Here is a 2,976-nt window from a genome sequence, read left to right as displayed (position 1 = left end):
GCGCGGCGGCGATGGCCGGCGGCGGCGCCGCCCGCGCCCCGCGGCGGCCGGATCCGGGCCTCATGCCATCACCTCGCGCCGGAAGAAGGCGCGCACCACGGGGTTCTGGCTCTCGTCGCGCAGCCGGCGCGGGTCGCCCTCGGCGATCATGCCCTTGGCCTCCTTGTCGAGCATGATGCAGCGATCGCCGATCGCCAGGATCGATTGCAGCTCATGCGTCACCACCACGAAGGTGGTGCCGAGGTCGCGCGCCAGTTGCGTGATCAGCGCATCGAGCCCGGCCGAGGTGATGGGGTCGAGCCCGGCCGAGGGCTCGTCGAGGAAGAGGATCGGCGGGTCGAGCGCCATGGCGCGGGCGATGCCGGCGCGCTTGGCCATCCCGCCCGAGATCTCCGCCGGCAGCCGCAGCGCCGCGTCGGAAAGCCCGACCAGGCCGAGCTTGACGCGCGCCACCAGCGCCCGCGCCTCGGCCGGCAGGCCGGTATGCTCCTCGAGCGGCACCTCGACATTCTCGGCCAGCGTCGAGGAGCCAAACAGCGCGCCCGACTGCCACATGACGCCGATGCGGCGCAGCAGCGCCTGCCGCGCCGCGCCCTCCAGCGCCTCGATGCGCTCGCCCAGCACCTCGATGCTGCCCTCGGCCGGCTGGTAGAGGCCGATGATGTGCTTCAGCAGCGTGGACTTGCCGCAGCCGGAGCCGCCGAGGATGACGAAGACCTCGCCGCGGCGGACATCGAAGGAGACATGCTCGAACACCGTCCGCCCGTCGAAGCGGGCGGCGAGGTCGCGCACGCGGATCACCGCCTCGGCTTCCTGGCTGGCGGGCATCGCTACCAGCCCAGCCGGAAGAACAGCACGGCGAAGACCCCGTCCAGCAGCACGATGGCGACGATGCCGCCCACCACCGCGCCGGTCGCGGCATCGCCCACCGCCCGCGGCCCGCGCCCGGCGGACAGGCCGGCGCGGCAGCCGATCAGGCCGATGGCGAGCCCGAAGACCGCCGCCTTCGCCACGCCGCCCAGCAGGTCCTTCAGCTTCACCCAGGTCTGCAGCTGGTTCACCACCGCCACCGCCGGGAAGCCGAGCGTCGCCATCACCGTCGTCATGCCCAGCAGCCCGGCGAGGTCGAGCAGCAGCGACAACACCGGCATCGCCAGCATGGCCGCCAGCAGCCGCGGCAGCACCAGCCAGGCGATCGGGTCGATGCCCATGACGCGCAGCGCGTCGATCTCCTCGTTCACCGTCATGGTGCCGATCTCGGCGGCATAGGCCGAGCCGGTGCGGCCGGCGAGGATCACCGCGGCCATCAGCGGCCCGAGTTCCCGCAGCAGGGAGATGCCGACGAGGTTGGGGATGAAGATCTCCGCCCCGAACTGCCTCATGGGGATGGAGGACTGGAAGGCGAGGATCAGGCCGATCAGGTAGCCGAGCAGGATCGTGAGGCCGAAGGCGCGCAGCCCGGCCTCGTCCAGGTGGCGCAGCACCTCGGCGCCGCGCAGCCGCCAGGGGCGGCGGATGACGGCGGTGCCGGCCACCAGCGCCTCCCCCAGGAAGGCGACCTGGCCGAGCATGTCCTGGCCGCGGGTCCAGGCGGCCTCGCCGATCCGGCCGAGGAAGGGCAGCGGCGCCGGCGGCTGCGGCGCCGGCCTGGCCAGCGCGGCGCGGGTGCGGTCCAGCACCGCCTCCAGCGGCCCGGCCGGGAGCCCGCGGAACTCGGCGCCACGCGCCTCCCGCTCCAGCCTGAGCAGCAGCACCGCGCCGGCGGTGTCGAGCGCGGTGACGCGCGCGAGGTCGAGCACCAGGCTGCGGGCGCCACGGGCCTGGCGCAGCGCCTCCGGCCACAGCCGCGCCGCGGCCCCGGCATCCAGCGCGCCGTGGAAGGCGAGGCGGCGGCCGCCAGCCTCCTCGCGCGTCTCCAGCCTCCCCGGGGTCGGGGCGTCGCCGCTCATGCCGCAGCCTGGGGAACCGCCCCGAGCGCATGGAACAGCACGGCCGCAGCGGCGGCAACATTCAGGCTTTCCATAAACTTGCTGCCGGCAAGCGTGACGCGCGCCTCGCAGGCCTCGAGCGTCGCCGACGGCAGCCCCTGCTCCTCATTGCCCAGCAGCAGCGCGATCGGCCGGTCGCGCGGGATCGCCCCGGGCGGCAGGCCGCCGGCGGCGACGGCGGCCACGGTCAGGAAGCGTCCGCGCATGCCCTTCAGCAGGATCGGCAGGTCGCGCGACCGCAGCACCTGCAGATGCTCGAGCCCGCCCTCGGCGGTGCGGAAGGCGGCATCGGACAGGTCCGCCTGCCGCTGATCGCCCGACAGCAGCAGCGAGGTGGCGCCGAAGAAGGCGGCGGACCGGGCGATGGCGCCCAGGTTGTGCGGATTGCCGATGCCGTCCAGCACCGGCAGCAGCGGCGCCTTCGGCAGGTCCGGCGGCAGGGCATGGCCCGGCAGCGGCTCGGCGAAGCGGGCGACCGCGACGGCGCAGAGGCCGCCATGGTGCTGCGTGCCGGCGATCCGCATCATCTCCTGCGGCCCCACCTCCCGGTAGGGGCGGCGGGTCCGCGCCAGGTGCTGGCAGAGCGGGCCGGCGATGCGGCGCCGGTCCTCGGTGTAGAACAGCCGCAGCACCTGCTGCGGGCGCCGCAGGAACAGCGCCCGGACCGCCGCCGGGCCGCAGATGCGGTTCGGCTCGGGCGGGCGGGGCAGGAAGGGCGCATCGGACATGCCGCCGCCTATAGAGCAGATCGCCGGAAGGCGGTAACGCCCGGGCGGATGGGGCGGGCCTGCGGAGAAGGGCCTGGGCGGATGGCGGCCGAAGGAGGGGGGCCCCGGCCGGGAGCAGGGCGCGGGCGTGCCAGGGCCCTTCCGCCGATCGCCGGCGCCGATCCGATGGGGCGCACGGACGAGGGCACCGGCCGGGCGCGCGCAGGCGGGATCGGCCGCCCGCGCAGCCGCCCGGCCGGCGCCGCCTCGACCGCGGGGCG

Annotated in this window: 3 protein-coding genes; all 3 read right to left on the bottom strand. The window is 75.3% G+C overall.

The genetic code is table 11. The features are described from left to right. Nucleotides 1–60: 60 nt before the first annotated feature. From E2C05_RS30475 to E2C05_RS30465, 3 genes are read right to left on the bottom strand one after another with little or no spacing between them, the layout of a single operon-like run. Complete coding sequence (locus E2C05_RS30475; protein WP_133223362.1) at nt 61–828, bottom strand: ABC transporter ATP-binding protein; 768 nt, start codon at nt 826–828, stop codon at nt 61–63. Between the two features lie 2 nt (nt 829–830). Next, nucleotides 831–1,949: an ABC transporter permease gene (locus tag E2C05_RS30470; RefSeq protein ID WP_133223361.1), complete on the bottom strand. Its 1,119-nt coding sequence runs from the start codon at nt 1,947–1,949 to the stop codon at nt 831–833. Next, on the bottom strand, nt 1,946–2,716 hold the full coding sequence (locus E2C05_RS30465; protein ID WP_240046960.1) for a TrmH family RNA methyltransferase: 771 nt from the start codon (nt 2,714–2,716) through the stop codon (nt 1,946–1,948). The genes E2C05_RS30470 and E2C05_RS30465 overlap by 4 nt, the downstream gene beginning before the upstream one ends. Nucleotides 2,717–2,976 lie beyond the last annotated feature (260 nt).

The organism is Paracraurococcus ruber (assembly GCF_004353985.1).
Lineage (GTDB): Bacteria > Pseudomonadota > Alphaproteobacteria > Acetobacterales > Acetobacteraceae > Paracraurococcus > Paracraurococcus ruber.
Note: the sequence above shows the minus strand (reverse complement) of the source record. Positions and strands in the feature narration are given on the sequence as shown.